The organism is uncultured Photobacterium sp., from assembly GCF_947039875.1.
In the GTDB taxonomy this organism is placed as follows: domain Bacteria; phylum Pseudomonadota; class Gammaproteobacteria; order Enterobacterales; family Vibrionaceae; genus Photobacterium.
In genome coordinates, this window is the sequence record NZ_CAMRAN010000002.1 from 130,640 (window position 1) to 152,237 (window position 21,598).

Consider the following 21,598-nt stretch of genomic DNA (forward strand, 5'->3'; position numbering starts at 1 on the left):
TTTTTATTATCAGCTATAACTATAGATAACTACTTCACACACATTACATGATAAACACCATCTTCAACTTCAGTCCCTTCAGTTTCATGCTCAAAACCTGGGAATTCTTTATCCCAAATTTCTAAACTATGTAAATAACCAATTTGAGGGCTATTTTCATCACCAAAGTTCTCACCAGACATCAGCATTGGAATACCCGGAGGATAAGGAATAACGGCATTTGCAGCTATTCGTCCTTGCAGTTTGTTAGATGGCACCATCTCAACATTATCATCCACTATCGCTTCAAACGCAGCACGTGGTGTAATATCCGCTTTTGGCAACGTCGAATAAGCCGCATTTAACATTTCAGATGGTGTATGGGTTTTCAGATAAGTAAACATTTTATCACCCAAATCTTTTAGGCCTAAATCACCATAAACTTGAGGGTGACTTGCAGCGAGATCAGGTAATACTGATTTCAGTGGAGTATTATTATCATAATGGGTTTTAAAACTCAGTAAAGTGTTCACTAAGGTTGCCCACTTACCTTTGGTTATCCCCATTGAGAACAAGAACATAACTTGAAAATCAGTAGTACGAGTTGGCACAATACCAAACCGAGTAAGATATTGAGTGACTAACGCCGCAGGAACACCAGTATCAAGTAACTTACCATCATCTCCCATACCTGGTGCTAATATACTGACTTTAATAGGATCGAGCATACACCAATCTTTTGGAATATCATCAAAGCCATGCCATTTATCACCCGGCTTCATGATCCAGAAATCTTGGTTAGTGGCTAAGAGTTCTGCAGGTGCATCTTCAAAGCCATATTCAATCCCCGTTTCAGGATCAATAATAGATTCTGCATTCCATGGTTTAAAGAACCAATCACCATCAGCAACAAACTCTCGATGTAAACGTCCCATTGCTTGGCGGTAATCCACGGCTTCTTTTATGACTTCATTAGTTAATGATTCACCACGATTTCCCGCCATTTGTGATACTGCAATATCATTTGAAACACTTATTGCATATAACGGCGATGTCGTCGCATGCATCATGTATGACTGATTAAAACGCTCAAAACTAATATGATCTTTACCATTACGAACGTGGATCCATGAGGCTTGAGACAATGCATTTAATAATTTATGAGTTGAGTGCGTTGCAAATACTGTCGGCCCATCATCAGGAGTATCTTGTGGCTCGCCACGCATTGCAAAATGATCGGTATAAATAGGGTTAAAACGTGCATAGCCATACCATGCTTCATCAAAGTGGATACGGTTACTACTCTCACTTAAAATATCTTGCGCACGCTTAGCGTTGTAACATAAACCATCATAAGTACAATTTGTAACAACAGCATATGTTGCCATTCCACCCGCAAGATCTTTTGTTAATTCACTACTTTGTGCCGATTTCTTTAACCCTTCTGGCGACATTTGATCAGGATAAATCGGTCCAATAATGCCATAACGATTTCGGGTTGGCACCATATAAACAGGTAATGCCCCGGTTAACATTAGTCCTTGTTCTATAGATTTATGACAATTTCGATCACAAATTGCGAGCGTATTTTCTCGCATACAAATTTGCATAATGGTACGGTTAGCACCTGAAGTACCCGTTACCAATGAATAAGACTTATCGGCTCCAAATACTTTTGCAGCATAGTCCTCACTTTCACCAAAAGCACCGGTGTGATCAAGTAATGATCCTAAAGAACCTCGTTCAATCCCCATATCTGAACGGAACAGCCCTTCACCATAATAATTATAAAACCGCTGACCTTCTGGTGTTTTAAGAAAACCAACCCCACCTTGGTGACCTGGTGCTGCCCACGAATATTCATGAACACTGTCATATTTCATCATTGCATTAGCAAGTGGCGGTAATAACTGCTCACGATAACGTTGCATAGCCGCAATCGCTCGCCCAGCCATAAAATCAGAGGTGTCTTCTAAAATCCATGCAAACTCACTGACTAATGACATTAAATGGCGATCAACCGTTAAGGTCATTTTCTTCCGTTCTGCGAGTAAGAAAACTGGAACACCTTGCTGACGTTGATTTAATTTTTCAATGAGAGAAAAGAACATATCATTCTCTTCTTGTTGCTGACCGGTCATGCTTGAAGTCAACATAAAGCAATCAACAGCCATATTGACATTAAGCATTGAATAACAATCATCGTAAGTAGATGCTTTGACGACAATAATTGATTCATCTTCAAATTGTTCAACTAAACGGTCAATGGCATTTGCAACCACCCCCGTAGCTTGAGAATTATCAAAAATTAATACTCTCATATGTTTACCATAATTCAACATATACAATCCCTTACTTTAAGATTAATAATTAAGATTTCGTTTAATACAATAAAACCTACGATGACACTTTATTCTTTACCGCTTCACGACTAGCAATAAACCCATAAAAGAAATAACCAAGTAATGTAATGATAGCGCCATAGAATACGGCTTCCTCACCAGTAGAATATGCACCATATATACTATATAGAACGGCAACAGAACCAATAATAATACTGTTCTTATATTCTTTTTGATTAACATCTGCATTCTTCATAATAATACCGAGTGCAGTTAATGCTAATACATAAGGTACCATATTTATAAATACGGCTAAGTTCACTAACACATTGAATTGTTTTAATAAGGTTGGAGAGATAGTCATGACGGCAAGAATTAACTCAAAGGCTAACATAATCATCATGCCTTTAAATGGTGCATCATATTTATTTACATCGCCAAAAATTTTGGGAAATAAACGCATATCCGCAGCCACTTTAGAAACCTGAGCATTAGTAAATTGCCACCCAAGCAATGAACCTAAACAAGCCATGATTGCCATTGCGGTAATAATTTCACCCACTAATGGACTAAACATTTGCGCAAAAACAAGACCAAAAGGTGAATCCGATTTTGCTAAAATCTCGTTAGGAATAATACCTTGAATAACGGTCGTTGAAGCAATATAGGTTGCCGCAGAAAATACAGTCGCCAGCATACATGCTAATGGTACATTACGTTTTGGATTCTCAACTGTACCGGAGTTAGCACCAGCAGATTCAATGCCTAAAAAAGCCCACAATGTTAGCGCCATACCTGAATAAATCGCACTACCAACCGAGATGTCATGCGGATTCCAAGCTTCTTCAAACACTTGAGCATCAAACCAAAACCAGCCAATAATCGATAAGCCCAACACTGGAATAATAATACCCCATACCGTTATTGTGGATATTTGTCCGGTTATTTTAGCGCCCTTAACATTAGCAAACATGGTAATAATTAAAATAGAAATAACACCAACAAAAGTATGTATTGGGGTTTCTTTTAACCACGGAATAAAATATTCCAAGTAGCCAACACATGACACAGCGATGGCTACAGCACTAATAACAAGACACACATAGTAAGTATAAGAGGCAATAAAAAAACTGGATTTACCATGTGCTTTTTCAGCATAAGCTGACATCCCTCCATCATCGGTGCAATACATGCCACATTTAGCAAAAGCATAAGCAATCGCCAATGCACCAATGGCAGTAACAACCCATGCAAGTAACGCTATTCCCCCCGTAGCGGCTAAACTTGAGGGTAATAATATTATCCCCGATCCCATCATATTAACGGTCACTATGGTTGTTAATCCCATAAGTCCCATTTTGTTATTATTTGAACTCATAACGTGAACTACCTTCTAGCTTATTTAATTACATTTAAACACTATTATTTATATGGAATTACCCATCGCTGTGTTATATCGAAATAAGTATAATTTAAAATATGAAGGTAGGTTTATTTGTTGATGATATATTTTAATGTTTTGACTAATATATAATTAAATAAGTTTTTTTTGCGTATTTCACTTCTTTGAACTAAGTTACTTTGTCATTTATTTAATAATCAACAATTAATATCCACAAAAAAAAGCGTATAAAAGAAATTTCCTTTTATACGCCATAATATATTATTAATTAAATCACTATTTTATTTTAAATGTTGCAATAATATCAGTATTCTTATTTTTAATACTTAATATATTATTATTAATACTATAAGTGGCAAATTCAGGTAGTGCCGCTAAAAATGCTTGTTCTAGCTCCATCCCTTCCATACACATTTTACGCGTTGACGCAGCTTGACCTACTGTTAGCGTTGTTGTCGTTTGTGCTTCTAATGCACCATGGAAATTATTACAGCCAGAGAAACCACTCACGCTGTTGGTTGTTGCATCAAATTGAATGAAGGCATTATTGCCACCAGCACCAGGCTGTACAGTTTGACCAGATAATGTCACTAATTGCCATTGTGGGCCAGCAAGTGTTGGTTGACTCGCTTGCGGAGTGGCATTTTGAGGTGGCGCAACACGATCTAATTTAACCTCTAATGGCTGTTTTGCATCAGACGCAAACGGATCCATAGCCGACGTTGAAGTCATGATTAATTTACCATCAACTTTTACAGTGGCGCGTACATTATAACGGTGATTCGCTTGTATTTTATTTGCGTCATAATTTAGCGTAACAGGATAAGGTGGCGCACCTGCAATATCCATTGATTCAGTACTCAACGTTACCGATGGCGCATCTGCAAGAGACACATCTTCAAGAGCAACGCTCAGCACCGCACCCGGTGATAACATACGACGATCTAAATAGATAACACTAACTTCTAATGGCTTCATATCGGCTTTCTCTGCTTTAATAACAGCTGTTGGTTGCTGAGGTGCCTTTACTGTTGCTTCATTATCATTACATGCCTGTAGCATTAATGCTGATAATATAACTGATGTTGCTAATACTACTTTTTTTAGTTTGAAAGCCATTATTTTTCCTTAAATTTACATATGCTTATTTGAAGAAATTACGTTGCTTATTTTTAAGTAACTAATCATAAATATAAACTTATTTTTAATAGTAAAAGCAATGATTAGCTACTAAGTTATTTGAATGTTATCATTTATTTTTCCAATAATACAGCATTCAAAATGACAATAGAGAATAAGTATAAACGTAACAATGATAAAATCACGAACTATAAGCTTTCACTTATAACGCGCTCTAATGACTCATAACACCCAAATATTTCTTTACCTTGTAGATAACGACGTAGCATATCAAACAGAACCGTTGAGATAATCCAACGTCGATTATAATTACTATATTGACGCTTAAATATTAGCTGCTGACACCAACAGCCATCTGGCGTTGTAAGGCCTAACATAAACCCACCATCTACTAATGATGGCCCTGTTGTTAATGTATAAGTCGCAGGTGCATGCAAATGTAATCGCTGGGCACGTAATGCAATTAATGTTGATAATTCAGCAGCACCAGCATTATCGTCAACCTTGTCAGTCATAACCTCACTCACCGCTAAGCGAGTACTTAATGATGGCACGTCTTGAAGCCAATTAATTGCAAACCCACCAGAGCTTTGTTCTGATAATGCTAGCGTTGCATCATCAGCTAATAAGTCAGCAATGCTACTCAGTAAACCTCTCTCATCACCGACAATATTATCACCAAGCAATTCAGCCATTTGTGCCAATAATGTCGATACCTGATTATCGTTTTGTGGTGCAAATAACTTTATTTCAATAAAAGGCAGCGATGAGCGATAACCTAAACTGCATGTTTTGGGTAATGTTAATGGTTGAAACAGATCACTAATACCCGATTCAGATAGCCCATAAGTGTAAAGACGATGACAGACTTTATTATCCGTGACATTAAACATAGTTTTCAAACGCGGCAGAATTTGTTCACTCACCATAATCTTAAATTCACTCGGTACACCCGGAGTGAAAAATAACCATGCACGATTTAACTGCATCATAAACCCACATGCAGTACCAACAGGATTATCAATTAGCTCAGCACCTTCAGGTAACATCGCTTGTTTAAGATTAGCCGCAGGCATCTCTCGTCCCACTTGTTGATATTTAGCTGTCATTTCATCGACCCAAGCATCTGATTGCTCAAGACCAACATTAGCAGCCATTGCCGCAGACGCTGCAGTAAGATCATCTGATGTTGGTCCTAAACCACCATTCACAATCACAATATCAGCGCTTAAACTGCACATTTCTATTTCTTTGGCTAATGCTTCATAGTTATCACCCACAGTAACTCGACGTGTCATCGCAAAGCCTTGCTCAAAAAACTGTGCCGATAACCATGCTGCATTAGTATCGGTAATATCGCCATACAGTACTTCTTCACCCGTACTTATCATCACTACACTTAGCATGGCTATCATGTCCTATATAAAGATTATTAATTAATAACAGTCTATGCCGAACCTTACGCCATGAACAGAATATTATGCATCATCATTATTATTGATTTCTTTTTTACTATGCCAGATTGAGTGTAAATAATAATTTACACAATAAAGACACGTTGACAGCCATAATCTCTATCGTTAAGGTAGCACTTAGCAGCAAATTATCATTAATTTGTTATTATATTCAGCTTTGAGAGAGCAAACGTGCGAATAATCCGTCCTAACACAGCCTATCGATAGCCACAGTGGCTAAATCCAGGTGTAAACATTTTAAAACACTTCATCTTGATTATGCCATTGTGGCCTGCTTTACATAATAGGGAGCGACCACAGGTGTATTTATACCCCCTCCCAAGTTAAATTTTCATCTTTCAGGGAGCGACATAATCATGTCTTTAAATAAAACATTCGGCAGTATGCTGATTATTGCTGGCACCACAATAGGTGCAGGTATGTTAGCCCTTCCCCTTGCATCAGCAGGGTTAGGTTTTACCACTGCAACCATTATTATGATTGGTATTTGGGCATTAATGACTTACACCGCATTATTAATGCTGGAAGTCCATCAACACGCCGATCCCTCGGCAACATTAAACACGTTAGCCTACGAATTATTAGGCCGTAAAGGGCAAACCATCGCAACATTAGCAATGTTCTTCTTATTCTACGCATTATGTGCCGCTTACATTGCTGGCGGTGGTAGCCAATTAAGTGAAAAAATATCGACTTGGACAGGCACAACCATCGCACCTCAAATTGGCGCTGTTATTTTTACAATTGTGATTGCAAGTGTGGTATCAATCGGCACACACAGTGTTGATATGGTTAACCGTGTTCTATTCACAGCAAAAGTCATTGCCCTTGTAGTCATGTTGAGCTTATTACTACCGTATGTTCAAGGGCAACATCTGGTTGAGATGCCAGTAGAAAAAGGATTAATTCTATCTGCCTTGCCTGTTATTTTTACCTCTTTTGGTTTTCATGGCAGTATTCCTTCCATTGTCCGTTACATTGGAATTGATATCAAAGCCTTAAAGAAAATCATGATCGTCGGATCGGCATTACCGCTAACCGTATATATTTTATGGCAATTAGCGAGCCAAGGTATTATGGGGCAACCACAATTAATGACTAACAGTACGCTTGGTGCATTTATTGGTAGCTTAAGTGAATTACTTCATAATCCAATCGTCGGTCAATCCGTTTCTATCTTTGCCGATCTTGCCTTGGCAACATCCTTCCTAGGTGTGAGCTTAGGGTTATTTGATTTTCTAGCAGATACGCTAAATCGCGGTAATCACCTGTCAGGTCGCGGACAAACGGCGTTAATTACATTTTTACCACCACTCGCATTTGCTGTGTTCTACCCACAAGGGTTTATTATGGCATTAGGGTATGCTGCTATCTCTTTAGTGATTTTAGCCATATTCTTACCTGTAGCAATGGTTCGAGCACAACGAAAAGCGCAATATACGACAAACACCTCATCTGGCTATATTGTTAAAGGTGGCTCATTTTCTTTAGCTATTATAACTATCGTCGGTATTATTATCATCACCGCTCAGTTATTACAAATGGTTGGAATAATACCCACTGTTGGTTAATTATAGTGACACGTATAAATAAATGAGGTTATTAACAACCTCATTTTTTAATCAAATTGGTTTAAAAACATATAATTCATATATAGAATCGTGGACTAATATCACGTAGTTATAATATTATAATGCTTAACTCTTCTATTTCCGTTATTATTTTAAAATTAACACGTAAAAAGAAAGAAGTTGGAGATGGATCCATTCTCACCTCTCTATTATCTCCAAAATCCAATATGGGTATTTGATGTTGATAATAAAAAAATCCTATGGGCAAATGATAAATCATTACGTTTATGGAAAGCGACATCTATTAAAGAACTTTTAAATCATGATTTTGATCAAGATATGTCTGCTGCAGCTGCTGCAACATTATTAGAATACCAACAAACATTTAAATTAAATAAAACAATTAAAACATGGTGGCGCTTCAGTCCTAAACAAATAACTAAAAATATGCTGTGCTTATTTTCAGGTATTCCGCTGATTGATGGCCGCATGGCTATGCTTGTAGAGGTCATTGCTGATGAATCCTCTTTACGTCGAGATTTGGCCTTTTCTGATTGTTCAAACTTAGCACTCCTATTTAACGGTGATGGTAAGTTCATTAGTGCAAACGCTGCATTTTCAAGTGATTATGGAGAAAGTTTAATTGATCTTTCAGAGTTCATTGGTGATACTACCGTCGCACAACAATGGCTAGAAAATGCTAAAATAAATAACAACTTTAAATGCAATCGCTTATGTTGGACAGGCCAACGCCACAATTGGTTTGATATTGAAGCTAAATGGTTAAATGATAATTCACAATTATTATTACAACTCGTGAATGTCACCAAAGATAAAGAAAAACTGAATAAAGAAAAATATAATGCTGAACATGACTTTCTAACAGGGTTAATGAACCGCCGTGGCGTTTCTGCTGCATTAAAAGCAAGTCATCACCATCGTTCCCATTATAATTTATTATTTCTTGATCTTGATGGTTTCAAACTTGTTAATGATTCTTATGGCCATGCAGCTGGCGATAAATTACTTCGAGCTGTCGCCATTCGCTTATTAAACGTCGTTAAAGATAAAGGTCTTGTCGCTCGTTTTGGAGGCGATGAATTTATTGTTCAAATAGAGAAGCGTAATTATACCACCATTGCAAACTTTACCGACCAAATAATAAAAACATTAAGTCGCCCTTTCCATATTAAAGATATTGGTGAACTATCTATTAGCTGTAGTATTGGTACTGCAAATTACCCTGATGACGCTAATAATTTTGACACGCTTGTTACTCAAGCGGATATGGCAATGCATCGCGCTAAGCAACGAGGTCGTAATTGCTCTTATCCTTTTTTACAAGAAATGGCCGATGCACTATATCGTAAAATGACCTTGCGTCATCATTTATCCCAAGCTCTCGAAAACCATGATTTTGAACTGTATTATCAACCTATTATCGATTTAAAGAGTCAGCGATTAAAAGGCTTTGAAGCATTAATCCGATGGCATGATGAATTACTCGGTCAAGTTTCACCTGCTGAATTTATTCCATTAGCAGAAGAAACTGGCCAAATAGTACCGTTGGGACTCTGGATTTTGCATAGTGCCTGTCAACAGCTAGCCCACTGGAACCAACATTACGCACAACAATTTATTATTAGTATTAACCTCTCACGAGCACAATTACAGCCAAATATTGCCCAGACAATTGAACAGATCATTCGCCAATATAATGTCAATCCGTCTCAGCTTGCCTTAGAGATTACTGAATCTACCATGCTACAAGATTATTGTGAAACCAAGCCCTGCTTAGATGCATTAGCTGCAATGGGAATTGAACTCTATTTAGATGATTTTGGTACCGGCTATTCTTCTTTATCACAATTGCATGAGTTACCAATTAGTACGGTGAAGCTTGATCAAAGTTTTGTTCAAGGTGAACACTCCAGCAATAAAGTGATCATTGAAGCAACTAAAGCTATTTGTGACAAACTCAATTTAAAAATAGTGGCCGAGGGGGTAGAAACGCAAGCACAACTTAATTATATCAACCAATGTGGTTTTGATTATTGTCAGGGCTATTTCTTTAGCAGACCGCTACCAGTTTATGAGCTTGAAGAAACGTATTTTCATGCCCCTGTAATGAGTATGGCTGCACAATTATAATAATATGCTATTCCCCTATCATTAATTTGATAGGGAACTTACTTAGTCTTTTAGACGATATCCCGTCGCTCAGCATGAATCAATAAATTACGCGGTGTTATTGGTTTATCACAAAAAGTACCTAACACAACCTCATATCCTTGTTCTTCAAGAAAACAAACACGATCTAGTGCTAACCAAATTTCAAGCGGTCGTCGAAATAATTGTCGAACTAATTCCATTCGTTCAATAATAGCAAATCGTTTTTCACCTTGGCGCTGCCACTTATCAAAATCAATATTCTCAGGTAACTGCAAACTTCTTCTTGCGGCAGCCCACGCACAAAAGGCTTCAAACCCTTGGTTAAGCAATGCTTTTTGTACATTTGGTACAGAAAGATATGTTTCAGTTTGACTAACTTCTCGTTGTAATAAATCAAATCCTAATCGAAAGCTGACTTCTACAAATCGTAGCTGCTTAACTCGATTGCCCGCAGTAACAGTTTCTTGCAAAGGGAGGCGTAAATCATGCTTAGATAACACTAACGTGCTTTTTTTCACAATTGTAGACATTGGTTGATAGTGTGATTGGCGAATGAGGTGATAACAGCAAGGTGAAATACTTACTGCCGCCGCTTTTTTCGCTGCGACCCGTTGCAATAATGATACGTGTAAATCACCGCAGGCATGTAATGCGACAGCATGTTGGTGAGTAGTGATCGCACTATCACTATCAGCACAAAATGCATCGGCATGAATAAAGTTAATAGCTAACCCTAATTGTTTAGCTGCTTGTTCACCCTCAATACATAATTGCGATTGCCATTCAAGGCTTGTTACTGGCTGTTGGTGTGAGGCTGCCAAGATACGTCCTAGATACCCCTTACCCGCACACCACTCTAGCCATGGCAATCCTAATGGCGGTAACACTTCATTAAATGCGATAATTTGCTGCCATTTTCGTCCAGGGATCCCACTTTCAAATCCTTGAGGTATGGATGTTTTAGTGCGCGCTAATGGTTGTATTTCAGTTACAAGTTGAGTTAGCGCCTCAGCGTCTTCAATCCATGGCGTCAATGCTGCCGTTAATGCATGGATATCATCACCAAACAACTGTAACTGATTGTCATCTAAAGCCGTTAACCATTGGCAAAATGGCAAATTTTGATGCCAGACAAAGCCACGTTCAACAAAAGGCATAAACTGCCAAAATTGCCTGTTTTTTACCAATAAAGCATCGAGACGACGAAAAAGCTCAACGTAGTTAGACATAAACAACCATTAATCGACCTAAAATTGGGGGTTAGTGTATATCAAGCTTACGTTTGACACATTAACCAAATAAAAAAACCGCTATCACTAGCGGTTTCAATTATGTTAATAACAACTCAGACGTTATCTAATCGGTAATTCCATTGAAGCAAACATATCATTTATTTCTGCAACATTTTTTAATGCGATAGCCTGATCAACAACATTACGAGTAAGATGAGGTGCAAAACGCTCCATAAAATCATACATATAAGTACGTAAGAATGTCCCTTTTTTGAAGCCTATCATCGTCGTACTTGAATCAAAAATATGACTCGCATCCAGAGCAACTAAATCATCATCAGCATTAGGATCCATTGCCATACTTGCAATCACACCGACACCTAGGCCTAAACGAACATAGGTTTTAATCACATCGGCATCTGTTGCCGTAAATACAATTCTTGGTGTTAGACCTGAACGGTTAAATGCACTATCAAGCTCAGAACGGCCAGTAAAGCCAAACACATAAGTAACTAGTGAATAAGCAGCTAAATCGTGAATAGTAATGGTAGGTTTAGTCACAAGTGGATGATCTTTACGTACCACAATTGAGCGATTCCAATAATAACAAGGCAGCATAATCATATCTTGATATAAATGTAACGCTTCTGTTGCTATAGCGAAATCAGAATTACCTTTACCCACAGCATCTGCAATTTGGCTTGGCGTTCCTTGATGCATGTGTAATGAAACTTTAGGAAATCTCGTTGTAAACCCTTGAATCACATCAGGCAACGCATAGCGCGCTTGAGTGTGTGTAGTAGCAATATTTAACGTCCCCATTTCAGGGTGAGTATGCTCACTCGCAACCGCTTTAATACTTTCAACACGAGATAAAATATCACGTGAAATACGTACAATATCTTCACCAGCTGATGTCACTTTCGTTAAATGTTTACCACTACGTTCAAAGATCTGAATACCTAATTCATCTTCCAATAAACGTACTTGCTTACTAATACCCGGTTGAGACGTATATAAACTCTCAGCGGTAGATGAAACATTGAGGTTATGATTTACGACCTCAACAATATAACGTAATTGTTGTAATTTCATGGTCTCGCCCAATCAATAATCCGTTACCTTTACATACTTAGTCTTAAAATCTTCAACTGATTTTCATCTCAAAGCATGATCCTGCAACCATGTAATAAATATTTTATATATTGAATTAACGTTGTTTCATAGTCTTTATTTACTTTTAATCATAAAAATACTATTTCATCACCAAATAAGTATGAAGCGCTGTTAAAATTCTATATTTCAAGTCTTTTTTATTGCTGGAAAATAGCACTCATTATTACGTTGTAGTGCTGCATGTTGAAGTAATTTCAGCATAAAAACAAAACATTTAATTTAAAAAGCCATATCTTTCTCTAGCGCATTATTTAGTTAGCATTTTTTACTAACAAACTACCACTAAACAACGAGATAGTGTATCTTTCTTAGTAATACATCAACCATGGAAGATAGACACACTTTATGAGTATCCCTCTCGTTATTGGCTTAATCAGTCTTCTGCTAGTTTTAGTTATTGGTTACAGCATTATCATTCAATACCGGCAGCGGCTAGAAAGTGCTAAACAGCAAGAATTAGCAAAACAAGTCGCAATCATTGATGCCACAGAAGAGCTCATTAGTAATGCCAGTCACTTACCTTATAGCAAAGAACTCTTAGTTTGTCTCAATAAACGCATTCTTTACGCTCTTGAAACTATTGCTGAAGTTGACACTAAAGATCGTTCATTGAAACAACGCATCCATCATGTAAGCGAACAAATATCACATTTAGAAACACACTTTGATCAAACCAATGTTGTCCCTTTCCAAGTACCTAATTCAGATCGTCAAGCTATCGGTATGTTACAGCTCGTAAAGCGTTTAAAGAGTGTAATTAAAGGAGAGCATGGTAAAGGTCGTATTGCCACTCAAGCCTATGTGCTTGAAAATACACGCTTAGAAAACATGCAATTAAGAATTAATATTGAAAACGTCGTTAAGCGCGCTAATGATGCTCGCTTAAAACGTCAATTTGGTACAGCCAAACAATTACTGAAGAAAGGGATTGATGTTCTATCTTCTCGTAATGATGAGTATGCAACAAAAGCTCAGCAGAAACTTCAATACATGCTGAGTGAAATTAATAATAATATGAGTGTCAGTAGTGAACAAGAACGACAACAATTACTCGACAAAGATAATGATGAATTAGATGTGTTATTTCAGCCAAAACGGAAATGGTGATTTAATTCTCTTTGTCTTACACTAGCTCAACGATAAAGGTCGCCATCGCGGCCTTTTTTACGCCTTCGATAATAATAAATAAAGACATGCCTTATGGATAACGACAACACTCAACAAATGGTCAAGGAATTACTCAAGCCTATTAACCAATTTCTTCAATGTGAAACGCCAGATAGCTGGATCAATGAAGCCATTAAACCTGAGAATTTGATCCCATTATTAGTCGATCACTGTAATTGTGAATTAAAAGCAAGTCAGACGGCCATGTTTATGGTGCGTAAATACGCTGTAGACAAACAGAGTGGTGAAGCACTAATGGCATGGTCAAAACCTTATGAAGATTTTGTTTACGGTGGCAATAACCGCTCAACCGCTCAGTTTCACAGTAAGAAAAATGGCCTACTCGCTCCACTAACGCCGCGCAGTGATTTTTCTCATGGCCAAGAATTGATCGACAAAATGGTGCGATTAATTAAAGAAGAATTCCATCACTTTGAGCAAGTGTTAGAGATCATGGATAAGCGTGGTATTCCTTATAGCAACCTTCATGCTGGACGTTATGCTAAAGGACTAATGAAAGCCGTCCGTACTCATGAACCTGCAACTTTGATCGATAAGTTAATTGTGGGTGCCTACATCGAAGCTCGTTCGTGTGAGCGATTTGCTAAACTTGCACCCTATTTAGATTCTGAACTAAAGAAATTCTATATTTCATTATTACGTTCAGAAGCGCGCCATTATCAAGATTACCTGACATTGGCTGAAAAAATTGCGGGAGCAAATATTGCCGATCGTATTCGCGCAATTGGTAGCAAAGAAGCGGAATTAATTACCACCCCTGACGATACATTTCGGTTCCACAGCGGTGTTCCTATCACCACTATTGCTTGTGTTTAAATCATAAGATCACGAACTAACACCTACAAAAAAACCGCCAAATTTGGCGGTTTTTTTTAATCACAGAATAACGAATTACTCTTCTTCTGCTGATTTTTCTTTTTTAGGCTTTTTACGCTTATCGGTAATTTCCCACTTACCATCCACAAATAGACCCGTCCAGCCTGTTGGCTTACCATCTACTTCTGAGCGCACGTAATTCTCTTTGGTTTTACGTGAGAAGCGAATCACTGTTGGTAGACCATCAGGGTCAGCCACAGGCGCATCAGTTAAGTATAAGAACTTAGGTGATAAACGTTCTTTAAAGCGTACTAGCTCTTCCACTAACGGTGCACGTGTTTCACGTGATTTAGGGAAAGTACTCGCTGCCATGAATAAACCAGACGCACCATCACGTAATACAAAGTACGCATTAGTGTCTTGTGTACATGGAATTTCTGGTAAATGTACAGGATCTTCTTTTGGTGGCGCAACTTCGCCATTCTTGAGAATCTTACGGGTATTCTTACATTCTTCGTTAGTACACCCCATGTACTTACCAAAGCGACCGTTCTTCAGTTCCATATCAGAACCACACTTGTCGCATTCAATCAGCGGGCCTTCATAGCCTTTAAGCTTGAACTCACCTTTTTCAACAATGTAACCATCACAGCTTGGGTTATTACCACAAACGTGCAGTTTACGATCTTGATCAATAAGGTAAGCATCCATTGCTGTGTTACAAATAGGACAACGTTTTTTAGCACGTAATGCAGCTGTTTCAACGTCTTCCTCTAGAACATTAACAATGCCTTCTTCACTGCCTAAATTGATCGTTGTTTTACAACGCTCTTTAGGTGGCAATGCGTAGCCAGAACAACCAAGGAAAACACCCGTTGATGCCGTACGAATACCCATAGGTCGTGAACATGTCGGACATTGAATATCCGTTAGCACGATATTATTAGGCTGCATACCACCTTCTGCTTCATCTAACTCTGCTTTTTGAAGCTCGGCCGTGAAATCAGAGAAGAACTCATCCAGTACTTTCTTCCAGTTTTTCTCACCTTCTGCGATTTTATCGAGATTACCTTCCATACGGGCAGTAAAATCAAAATCCATCAAATCAGGAAAACTATTGTCTAAACGGTCAGAAACAATCTCGCCCATCTTTTCAGCATAGAAACGACGTTGTTCAACACGTACATAACCACGATCTTGAATGGTTGAAATGATCGACGCATACGTTGATGGGCGACCAATGCCACGCTTTTCAAGTTCTTTAACCAATGCTGCTTCTGTAAAGCGTGCTGGCGGCTTAGTAAAGTGTTGCTTAGGCTCAAGTTGCTCTAATTTCAGTACATCGCCTACGTTAACTTCAGGTAATGTTGTATCTTCATTTTTACCTGATGGGCGCTGTACTAATGTCCAACCAGCAAAACGCAAAGTACGGCCTTTCGCTTTCAGCAAGAAATCACCTGCTTTAACGTTGATCGTACTTGAATCATATTTTGCTGGCATCATCTGACAAGACACAAATTGACGCCAAATTAAGTCATACAACTTAACGGCATCTTGATCCATGCCTTCTAAATTTTCAGCTTTCACTTCTACGTTTGAAGGACGAATTGCTTCGTGCGCTTCTTGCGCATTTTTCTTGCTGCCATAAACATTGGCATTTTCAGGTAAATACTCATTACCATACTCATTACCAATCAGTTCACGTGCTGCTTCAACCGCCTCTTTTGAAAGGTTGGTCGAGTCAGTACGCATGTAAGTAATATAACCCGCTTCATATAGGCGCTGTGCAAGGCCCATGGTGCGCTTAACACCATAACCTAGACGTGTACTTGCCGCCTGCTGAAGTGTCGAGGTAATATAAGGCGCAGAAGGCTTGCTGCTGGTTGGGCGATCTTCACGCTCAATCACTTCATACGCTGCTTTTTCAAGTAGCGCATGTGCCGCCATCGTATCGATTTTATTTTCAGGACGGAATGCTTTACCCGCCTGTTGTGCAACCATTAACCGTAAAGCGTCTTTGCCTACGGTTAGTGTATCTGCATGAATATCCCAGAACTCTTCTGGATCAAACGCGTTGATTTCATGTTCGCGTTCAACAATCAGTTTTACCGCAACAGACTGTACACGACCAGCAGATAGACCACGGGCAACCTTTTTCCATAATAATGGTGATACCATAAAGCCAACAACACGATCGAGGAATCGACGTGCTTGTTGCGCATTTACACCATCAATATTCAATTCACCTGGTTGTTCAAATGCTTGTTGAATGGCATTTTTAGTGATTTCGTTAAATACAACTCGTTTATAGCGTGATTCATCGCCACCGATGATCTCACGAAGGTGCCACGCAATGGCTTCTCCTTCGCGGTCTAAATCCGTTGCGAGATAGATACAATCAGCATCTTCAGCTAATTTTTGAAGCTCATTGACAACTTTTTCTTTACCAGGAAGTATTTCATAATGCGCATTCCAATCATCATAGGGATCAACACCCATTTTGCTGATTAACGCTTTACGATCTTTCTTCTGTTTAATCGCTGCTTTCTCTTCAACACTCAACCCTTTAGTCGATGTTGCCACAGCTTTTTTACCGCCACTGCGGGCGCCCGTTGGCAAATCACGTACGTGACCAACGCTTGATTTTACAATGAAATCCTTACCCAAGTACTTATTGATTGTTTTCGCCTTGGCTGGGGACTCCACAATAACGAGAGATTTACCCATAATGACCCTATTACGTCCTCGTGCTCGCTAATTTTAAAAATATAAATAACTGCTTAGCTAATCATTAGCGCCACAACATTCGACCAATCTCATTAAGTCACTAATCGAAAAATTATAAGAGCAGTGAATTAATATGATGAGTTACAATTTGAGAATGATACATATTTGCAATTAATTATTGCACTTTATTTACGTAAAATACTCTTTACATATTGGGCTAGAAAACAAGAAGGTCAACTGCTTTTTAATTAATTTCGTCTATTTGGTTGTACCTTCCGCACTTGTTATTAGCTTGTAAATATTGAAAAGGCGACATTTATAACCCTTACAACAGACTGATAATCAAAGCGATAAATTTGAATTTTACCTTATAGGACAACCACTTTGATGATTTATAGTATTTGTAACACCATAAAACCGAAACATCATTATCATTGATATAGAATTATTTAATCAGCTTTACTAATTTTTTTTGCATTTAATCACAGTATTTGTTCTTTTTAATATAATTTGTGCTCATATCTGAGTAAATATTAACCAATTGACAACCCTATTATTTGTTTTCTCATAGCAACTTACTTAGACTGTATTTATTCCACTATCAATGAGTACTAAGCATGGCTAATAAAGCTGAAATTTCTATCAATGAGTTATTAATGATCGCGAATCAAATCATTCAAGATCACAAAGATTACGTTGAGGGTATGCGTGCAACATCAGTAACAGAAAAAGATGGTGTACTAATCTTCAAAGGCGAATACTTCCTTGATAATGATGGCTTACCAACCGCAAAAACAACGGCTGTATTTAATATGTTTAAATTCTTAGCTCATAAATTATCACCCGAATTCACCCTAAATACGTTACTTGTTTAAGCAAAATTTAAATAAAAAAAACCGCAATAACTGCGGTTTTTCTCATCTAGCCACGTTAATCATTATTACATAAATGGACGCTGACCACGCGCAACCCACTTCATGAGTAATGTATCAGCAGCTTCACTTGACGCACCAGATAGCTTCTCAATTAACTTCTTACGACGTACATATTTCACTTGTAATACTTCACGTGCTTTACAAGCTTCGGTGATCAAATCATCACTGGTGCTAATCTGATCCACTAAGCCTAATTCAAGGGCTTGTTGACCAAACCAATGCTCACCTGTTGCCACTTTATTAAGATCAAGTTCAGGACGGTGAACAGCAATAAATTGTTTAAATAAACCGTGTGTTTCTTCAATCTCTTCTTTGAATTTTTCACGCGCTTTATCTGAGTTTTCACCAAACATAGTTAATGTACGCTTGAACTCACCAGCTGTGATTTGTTCAAACTCAATATCGTTTTTCTTCAATACTTTACTAAAGTTAGGTAGCTGTGCAATAACGCCAATAGAGCCCACAATAGCAAATGGTGCTGAGACAATTTTATCCGCAACACACGCCATCATATAGCCACCACTTGCCGCGACTTTATCAACGGCTATCGTTAACGTAATACCCGCGGCTTTTAAACGGTCAAGTTGTGATGATGCTAAACCATAAGCATGTACCATGCCGCCACCCGTTTCTAAACGTAGCAATACTTCATCACCTTCAATTGCAATGGCTAAAATAGCACTAATTTCTTGGCGTAATGACGATACTTCACGTGCATCGATACTGCCGTGAAAATCAATAACAAATAAACGAGGATCACGAGTTGTGGTTAAATTACCATTTTTTACCGCTTGTTTTACTTCATTTTGGCGCGCTTTATCTTGTTCTTTATCTGACTTTTTATCCGCTTTATCGCGTGCTTTTAATAACGCTTTATCAAATAAATGTAATTCTAACTGCTCAACGGTCTCTTTATATTGTTCAGTCAAGTCGGTTACTTCTAGTTCACCTTTTTGAGAACCATGACGACCATTTAACGCTTTTGTTAATACCAACACACCCACAATCGCAATAACAACTGTCGCTATTTTGGCGAAAAACAAACCATATTCAAACAAAAATTCCAAGATTCAATCCTCTATTAGGCAAAAATCGCCATAATTTATTATAAAAATGTAATAACTATCGCCACACTTAGTTTGATTTATCGTTAGAATAAATCAATATCATCGACACGATATTCACATAAAACGACATTCTCTCAGAATATAAATTCTGATATGTTTTAGTAGTAATCGATATTACAGTCAAGCTCAAGACTTGATGCGTTCTTAGATGAAAAAACGCTCAAATAACGACAAAAAACACTATTTAAAAGGAAGCTACTGTGGATTATCAAATTGCTGCGGATAATTTAAAAGATCGCGTGATATTAGTAACTGGGGCTGGTGATGGTATCGGCCGTGAAGCGGCAATTCAATATGCCGCTCACGGTGCAACCGTGATCCTGTTAGGCAGAACTGTCGCTAAGCTTGAAGCGGTTTATGATCAAATAGAAAAAAATGGCAGTAAGCAAGCCGCGATTATCCCGTTAGATTTAATGGGAGCAACTAAACAGCACTATATTGATATGGCAAACACTATTCAGCAGCAATTTGGACGCTTAGATGGCGTACTACATAATGCGGGATTATTAGGTTCATTAAGCCCACTTGATCATATTGAAGAATCTGTTTTTGACGATGTGATGCAAGTTAACGTAAAAGCACAGCTCTTACTTACCCAAGCAATTTTACCATTAATCAAACAATCAACAGATGGAAGAATTATCTTTACCTCGTCCACCGTAGGTCACAGTGGCCGTGCTTTTTGGGGAACCTACGCAATATCTAAATTTGCCACAGAAGGCATGATGCAAGTCTTAGCTGATGAACTAAGTGCTACACCAGTTAAGGTCAATGCCATCAATCCAGGTGGAACCCGTACTGGCATGCGAGCACAAGCCTTTCCTGCGGAAGATGCCCGTTTACTCAAAACACCGTTAGATATTATGCCTCTTTACTTATATCTCATGGGACCTGAAAGCCGCCATGTTTCAGGGCAATGTATTGATGCTCAACCCAAGCGTAAGCCTGGTATTAGCAACGAACAATAAATATATGTTATAAAAAAGCCGACATCGCTGTCGGCTTTTTAATATCAGTAGCGTACTTTACACGTTAGTGGCAGTTGTTTGCACACTTACTTACGAGTACGAGGCTTAGCTGGCTTATTTGCTAATGGGTTACGACGATTTGCCGCATTACCAGAAGGCTTACGCTTGCCAGAACCATTTTGTGGCTTCTCTGATGAATTATAAGGCTTCTTCTCATCATCTCTTGGCTTACCTGCAATATGTACAGGTTTACCTTGAGCACGATCTGAACGAGGTTTAGCGTTATCGCGACCAGTTGGTGCTGGTTTAGCTCGGCCACGACCACCACGTTGCTCTTGTTGTTGTGAATCAACTTCAGCATTACGACTTGAGCTTGATGGTGCGCGACGATCATTATTACGACCGCGACGACCACCAGTACCTGTTGTTTCTACACGCTCTTCATGACGACGAACAGCACGACGAATTTGACGAATACCTTTTTTACGCTTCTGACCTTCAACGGTTAATACTGTTTCAGTTTCAGGTGGTAACTCAACGGTAGCACGAAGTTCATTCACTTCTTTTAGTTCTAGCTCGCTCCAACCGCCACGAGGCATGTCTTTCGTTAAGTAAACATCACCATAACGAACACGTTTCAGACGGCTAACCGTTACACCCTGAGAATCCCATAAACGACGAACTTCACGGTTACGACCTTCAGTGATTACTACGTAGAAAGTATGGTTCATACCTTCACCACCAGAATAAACAACATCTTCAAAGCGTGCTACGCCATCTTCCAGCTCAACGCCTTTAACGACATTCTTAATCATCTGCTCGTTTACTTCACCAAATACACGCACCATGTACTCACGTTCAACAGTACGGCTTGGATGCATTAACCGGTTAGCTAATTCACCATCAGTAGTGAAAAGTAATAAACCAGAGGTGTTAGCATCTAGACGACCAACAGAAACCCAACGGCCCGTTGTTAGACGTGGTAAACGATCAAAAACAGTACGACGACCTTCAGGATCATGACGAGTACATAACTCACCTTCTGGCTTGTTATAGGCCAAGATACGGCAGATTTCTTCATCTGACGAAATTAATGCAATATTGTGGCCGTCAATACGTACGCTAACACTAAGATCGTCAAGACGATCACCAAGTTTAGCAACAACACCATCAACGCTCACACGGCCGTTTTGGATCATCAATTCGATTTCACGACGAGATCCTTGTCCTGCACGCGCTAATACTTTTTGTAATTTTTCGCTCATTGTAAACAAACCTTTGTCGCCTTCACAGGCGTCGAAATTCTCATCAAACTCCCTTAACTCGACTCTTTTTATTGTTGCAATGA

General features: G+C 38.6%; 15 protein-coding genes. 6 read left to right on the forward strand and 9 right to left on the reverse strand.

Annotation, left to right across the window (positions count from 1 at the left end):
* Positions 1-29: 29 nt before the first annotated feature.
* From adiA to Q0V26_RS01340, 4 genes are all read right to left on the reverse strand, one after another.
* Positions 30-2,321: an arginine decarboxylase gene (adiA, locus tag Q0V26_RS01325; protein ID WP_297475077.1), complete on the reverse strand. Its 2,292-nt coding sequence runs from the start codon at positions 2,319-2,321 to the stop codon at positions 30-32.
* Positions 2,322-2,376: 55 nt separating this feature from the next.
* Positions 2,377-3,699 (reverse strand): putrescine-ornithine antiporter, encoded by a 1,323-nt coding sequence (gene potE, locus Q0V26_RS01330; protein ID WP_297475079.1) that lies wholly within the window; start codon positions 3,697-3,699, stop codon positions 2,377-2,379.
* Positions 3,700-3,999: 300 nt separating this feature from the next.
* Positions 4,000-4,842, reverse strand: a complete 843-nt coding sequence (locus Q0V26_RS01335; RefSeq protein WP_297475081.1) for an META domain-containing protein — start codon at positions 4,840-4,842, stop codon at positions 4,000-4,002.
* Between the two features lie 209 nt (positions 4,843-5,051).
* Complete coding sequence (locus Q0V26_RS01340) at positions 5,052-6,269, reverse strand: CinA family nicotinamide mononucleotide deamidase-related protein (RefSeq protein WP_297475083.1); 1,218 nt, start codon at positions 6,267-6,269, stop codon at positions 5,052-5,054.
* Between the two features lie 425 nt (positions 6,270-6,694).
* Between Q0V26_RS01340 and tyrP the strand changes: the two genes are divergently transcribed.
* The gene (gene tyrP / locus Q0V26_RS01345) at positions 6,695-7,909 is read left to right on the forward strand and encodes a tyrosine transporter TyrP (protein ID WP_297475085.1); all 1,215 of its coding nucleotides are present in this window, start codon (positions 6,695-6,697) and stop codon (positions 7,907-7,909) included.
* Positions 7,910-8,095: 186 nt separating this feature from the next.
* Positions 8,096-10,060, forward strand: a complete 1,965-nt coding sequence (locus tag Q0V26_RS01350) for a bifunctional diguanylate cyclase/phosphodiesterase (protein WP_297475087.1) — start codon at positions 8,096-8,098, stop codon at positions 10,058-10,060.
* 50 nt (positions 10,061-10,110) lie between these two features.
* Here the strand turns inward: Q0V26_RS01350 and Q0V26_RS01355 are convergent, their stop codons facing one another.
* Positions 10,111-11,310 carry a methyltransferase gene (locus Q0V26_RS01355; RefSeq protein ID WP_297475089.1) on the reverse strand — a complete coding sequence of 400 codons (1,200 nt, stop codon included), beginning with the start codon at positions 11,308-11,310 and terminating at the stop codon, positions 10,111-10,113.
* A 123-nt stretch (positions 11,311-11,433) separates the two neighbouring features.
* Positions 11,434-12,408, reverse strand: coding sequence for an HTH-type transcriptional regulator CysB (gene cysB / locus Q0V26_RS01360; RefSeq protein WP_297475091.1), 975 nt, complete (start codon positions 12,406-12,408; stop codon positions 11,434-11,436).
* A 426-nt stretch (positions 12,409-12,834) separates the two neighbouring features.
* Between cysB and Q0V26_RS01365 the strand changes: the two genes are divergently transcribed.
* Positions 12,835-13,596 (forward strand): DNA repair protein, encoded by a 762-nt coding sequence (locus tag Q0V26_RS01365; RefSeq protein ID WP_297475093.1) that lies wholly within the window; start codon positions 12,835-12,837, stop codon positions 13,594-13,596.
* Between the two features lie 93 nt (positions 13,597-13,689).
* Complete coding sequence (locus tag Q0V26_RS01370) at positions 13,690-14,493, forward strand: tRNA isopentenyl-2-thiomethyl-A-37 hydroxylase MiaE (RefSeq protein WP_297475095.1); 804 nt, start codon at positions 13,690-13,692, stop codon at positions 14,491-14,493.
* A 75-nt stretch (positions 14,494-14,568) separates the two neighbouring features.
* Here the strand turns inward: Q0V26_RS01370 and topA are convergent, their stop codons facing one another.
* Positions 14,569-17,220, reverse strand: coding sequence for a type I DNA topoisomerase (topA, locus tag Q0V26_RS01375; protein WP_297475097.1), 2,652 nt, complete (start codon positions 17,218-17,220; stop codon positions 14,569-14,571).
* A 617-nt stretch (positions 17,221-17,837) separates the two neighbouring features.
* Here topA and Q0V26_RS01380 point away from each other — a divergent pair.
* A complete protein-coding gene (locus tag Q0V26_RS01380) occupies positions 17,838-18,095 on the forward strand; it encodes a YciN family protein (RefSeq protein WP_297475099.1) in 258 nt (85 codons plus the stop codon).
* A 65-nt stretch (positions 18,096-18,160) separates the two neighbouring features.
* Here Q0V26_RS01380 and sohB read toward each other — a convergent pair whose 3' ends face one another.
* Positions 18,161-19,222, reverse strand: a complete 1,062-nt coding sequence (gene sohB, locus Q0V26_RS01385) for a protease SohB (RefSeq protein WP_297475101.1) — start codon at positions 19,220-19,222, stop codon at positions 18,161-18,163.
* 260 nt (positions 19,223-19,482) lie between these two features.
* Here sohB and Q0V26_RS01390 point away from each other — a divergent pair, with 260 nt between their 5' ends.
* Positions 19,483-20,250: a YciK family oxidoreductase gene (locus Q0V26_RS01390; RefSeq protein ID WP_297475102.1), complete on the forward strand. Its 768-nt coding sequence runs from the start codon at positions 19,483-19,485 to the stop codon at positions 20,248-20,250.
* An 86-nt stretch (positions 20,251-20,336) separates the two neighbouring features.
* Here Q0V26_RS01390 and rluB read toward each other — a convergent pair whose 3' ends face one another.
* Positions 20,337-21,515, reverse strand: coding sequence for a 23S rRNA pseudouridine(2605) synthase RluB (gene rluB, locus Q0V26_RS01395; protein WP_297475104.1), 1,179 nt, complete (start codon positions 21,513-21,515; stop codon positions 20,337-20,339).
* Between the last annotated feature and the right edge of the window lie 83 nt (positions 21,516-21,598).